Origin of the sequence: Mesorhizobium sp. B2-3-13, from assembly GCF_006442195.1 — a bacterium.
Classification (GTDB): Bacteria; Pseudomonadota; Alphaproteobacteria; order Rhizobiales; family Rhizobiaceae; genus Mesorhizobium; species Mesorhizobium salmacidum.
This window is the reverse complement of record NZ_VFVQ01000050.1, coordinates 1-2,838: the sequence shown is the minus strand read 5'-3', so window position 1 is coordinate 2,838 and position 2,838 is coordinate 1. Positions and strand designations below refer to the sequence as shown.

1 protein-coding gene is annotated in these 2,838 nt (G+C 62.2%); it reads right to left on the bottom strand.

What is annotated here, in order from left to right; genetic code table 11:
- The coding region (locus tag FJ941_RS28845) for a VCBS domain-containing protein (RefSeq protein WP_210242239.1) at positions 1 to 2,838 on the bottom strand (2,838 nt) is incomplete at both ends.

Genomic DNA, 2,838 nt, shown 5'->3' with positions numbered 1-2,838 from the left:
AGCGTCACCGCATTGCCAATGTCGTGCGCGCCGGTGCCCTCGGCGAAGGTCGCTCCCGTATAGTTCTGCGCCACCGGTCCATCATCATTGATAGCGATCGACAGCGTCGAGTTCGATGCACTGCCATCCTCGTCGGTGACGATAACGCCATAGTTGGCGAAAAGCTGGTCAGCTGCGCCGGTGATCCCCACGCCCGGATGCGCAACGTTGTCGGTCAGCGTGAAGCTGTAGGTGACCGTGCCACCAGCGTTTGTTCCGCTGAAGCCCGTGATCGTGAGTGTGCCATAGATCGGGCCGCCGGCAATGACGACCGGAACCGAACCGGAATTGGCCAGATTGGCGTAGCTGATGATGGTCGTGCCGACCTGCAGCGATCCCAGACCATCGGGCGAGGTGAAGGCGAATGTGCCGACGGCGGTTTCCGAATGGTCGGAATTGTTGTTTGGATTGCTGTCGGACAATTCTCCCGACCCTGCGGGATTGGATCCGTGTGGCGGCAGTCCCTTCTCGTCGACCGTTGCGTCGCCGCCGTCCGCCTGAGGCGTCAGGCCTGAAATGGTGACGATATCATCAGCACCGTTGACGGTGATCGTCAGGGACGCCGGCGAAGTGTCGCCGTCGCCATCCGTCACGGTGTAGCCGAAGCTTTCGCTCAGGCTCTGGCCCGCGGAGAGACCCTGGACAGCGGCATAGGCAGCCGGATTCTGAGCCTGCGTATAGAGCACATAGCTGTAACTGCCGTCGGCGCCAACTGTCAGCTGGCCGTAAATCCCGTTGACGTGGTTGGTGACAGCGCCATCCCAGGCGATCGCGCCGAAGCCGTCGCTGCCAAGATGGTCGGCGTGGCCGTCCGTGATATTGGCGTCGCTGCCGCCGGTGCCGGTAACGACATTGCCGTCAGCCGTCGTCGGTCCGTCCTCGGTCACCGAATCCTGATCATTGACGGCCGCCGGGCCGTCATCCTGGAATTCGACGCTCAGGGCGACATGGGAAACGGCGGTGGTCGAATCGCCGTCGAAATCGGTGATCGTCGCCTTGACGTGCAGATCGGCGGCGACGGTCGCGATGTCGTCGAAGGCAGCCGCACTGCCGCCATCGATGCTGTGCGCGATCGGTTGATACTGGCCGATCCAGACCGCGCCGGTCGGGTCGACATAGACCTTGAATACGTCGACGCCGTTGGCCGACCCCACGAGAACGCCGTCGGCGTTCGTCGAGAGCAGTATTGTGGCGCCACCGATCGTCTTCAGTCCGGAATCGACATTGACGAGCGCATTTCCGTTGGCATCGGTCACCGCGAAGGAGAACGTGGCATTTTCGTCGGCGCCGACCGAGGCGTTGAAGAGCCCGAGCGCGCTTGCCGACGATTTCGCATAGCCGAGCGCGTCAGCCTCCTGGACCAGAGCCGGCGGGGGCAGGGCCGTATCGTTGGCCGGATTGGGGTCGGCGGAATTGTTGACGCCGGCGGATTCGTCATGGCTGACCCGGAAGACCTCGGTCTGTGTGGTGACGGTCGCGATCTTCGCCTCGATGCCGAAGATCTTGAACGGATTCCCGCCGCTCAAGGTGGCATCGGTGCCGCCCGCATTGGAATCGAACGTGAAGTTGTTGTAATTGCCCACCTTGAGCTGGTCGAATGGGGTGCTGCCCACGACTTCCACGGTAGCGCCATCCGGTACCCCGGCGAAGGCGTAGCCGACCTGCACGCCGCCTTCGAAGACGGCGGTGCCGGCTGCGAGCACGCCATTGACCGTCACGGTGAACGGCTCGAACACGCCGCCATCCTTAGCGCCGATGAACAGGACCGCACTCTCGATGCCCTTGGATTCGGCGACGTCTATGGTGAAGGCGACGGACGACACATCATAGGAACCGCTATCGGTGATGATCGGCGGATTTGGATTGTCGGCCGTGACCACGAGGTTTTTGACGAAATCCATGGTCAGGATTTCAGGTCCGGTCTCACCTGGATGAGTTTCGTATCCATCGATGATCTGGCCGTCGCCGACGCCGATCTTGGTGCCGGTGGTGTTGACGGAATTGTCGCCCTCATTGACGTCGACACCGGACAGCTTGATGTCGTGATTTCCGGCGCCGTCCATGCCGCGAACATCGGTGTTACCGGCCTGCAGCGTGTAGACGATCGTTTCCGTGGTGGTGGTCGTCGTGGTGGTGGCATCCCGCGCGGTGATCTGCGGAACATCGTCGAGCACCTGGACCTTGAACGTGCCGGCCGCCAGTTCGACGGTGTCGCCATCGCCATCCTTGGCAATGATGAATGACGAAAAATCGATCCCGCCATTCGCAAGCGTGTTTTCCGTATTGTCACCCACGGCGCCGTTCAGCGTCGGATGGTCGATCTGATCGATCAGCGTGAAGACGTATGAGCCGTCGGCGCCGACAGTCAGCGTAAACACCGGTCTGTCCGTGCCCGCCTGGTAGCCGGCTCCGCCGCCGATATCGACATAGCCGGTGAGCGTGGTGCCGTCGGAGACAATCAGGACATCCGCGCCCTTCGAGTCGATACCGGAGTCGGAAGGAGCAGCTTGCGTGACCAGCCCAAAGGCCGATGTCGGGTTCGGACCGTCGGCACCGAAATCGACGAGAAGATTCAAGGCACCGGCGGCGCCTGCGGCAATGGCCGAGTTGGTCCCGGCTACTTCGCCGTCGGGCTGGGGATTGTCGACATTGCCGACAGACTGGGCATTGTGGAGGCCGTCCTCATCGACATTTGCCGTGAGCTGGGCCGTGCCGATGGCTTTCGGCACGTCGTCGATGATGTTGACGGTGATGGTGCCCGTGGTGGAATTGCCGACGCTGTCGGTGACCGTATAGGTG